Raw genomic sequence first — 1,051 nt, forward strand, 5'->3', positions numbered from 1 at the left:
CGTGGGTAAAGATAAGCTAAGAAAACGAGTGATTTTGTCCAACACTAAGCTGGCACGAATATCGCCCCAACCAAAGGCGATAATGTGTTTTTTCAACCACAAATAACCAAATAAGCAACCAACTTCAATGGCTCCACTGGTCACCGTTGCAATTGCTGCACCGGTAATACCAAGGGCAGGAAAGCCTAGGTGACCGAAAATCAACACCCAGTTTAAAAACACGTTAGAGAGAATACCGATGCCGCTAAAGAAAGTACTCAACCCTGGTTGATGCATAGCACGTAACCCCACCGCCATACTGGCAACACACGCCACTGCGAACATACTGGCTGATGAAATTACCAAGTAGCTTGACCCAAGCTCAATCACCTCTTGGGAATCCGTGGTCAAGCCCATGATTGGCTGCGGGAAAAAGACGAATAAACAAACGGCCAGCGCGGCAAACACCATCGCAATCATCCAAGTCAGCGACGTACTTTGTCTTACGCCAATTTTGTCTCCCGCTCCCCAGTACTGCGCGGTAAGCAGTGCGCCACCCGTGGTCACCCCAACTAACATGATGGTGGTAACAAACGTCGCTCGAGCTGCGACTCCCACAGCGGCAATTTCGGCTTCACCAAGTTGCCCTAGCATCAATACATCGACTAGGCTTCGGCTGGAAAACATAATGCTTTGCAGCGTGATGGGAAGTGCTATTGCGAACAATCGACGCAAAAAGGCTTTATCTGCGTGAGTTGAGAGTTGAGATAGAAAAGTCACGAGCACTCCAACGACAACTTATTGATAGAATGGGGAAAGTGTCTCATGATTATACCCAGCGGTGATTTTTCCACCAGCAATAAAAGGACGGATAATGAAAAAGGTGTTGGTATTAGGTGCCTCTGGTTACATTGGTTCTCAGCTTCTTCCTCAACTGCTCGACAAAGGTTACAGCGTAACCGCAGCGTCTCGACATATTGATTATTTGGAGTCTAGGACCAGCCCACATCCCAACCTTACACTGACTTACTTAGACTTGGCGGACGCAGAAAGTACACTTTCATTAGTTGAT

2 protein-coding genes are annotated in these 1,051 nt (G+C 47.6%); one reads left to right on the forward strand and one right to left on the reverse strand.

Annotation, left to right across the window (positions count from 1 at the left end; genetic code table 11):
* A partial coding sequence (locus tag R7O12_RS26795) for an MATE family efflux transporter (protein WP_318127103.1) occupies positions 1-759 on the reverse strand: 759 nt, incomplete at its 3' end.
* A gap of 94 nt (positions 760-853) precedes the next feature.
* On the opposite strand from R7O12_RS26795, the gene R7O12_RS26800 reads away from it, so the two are divergent.
* A partial coding sequence (locus R7O12_RS26800; protein WP_318127104.1) for an NAD-dependent epimerase/dehydratase family protein occupies positions 854-1,051 on the forward strand: 198 nt, incomplete at its 3' end.

Source organism: Vibrio sp. Vb1574 (assembly GCF_033338675.1).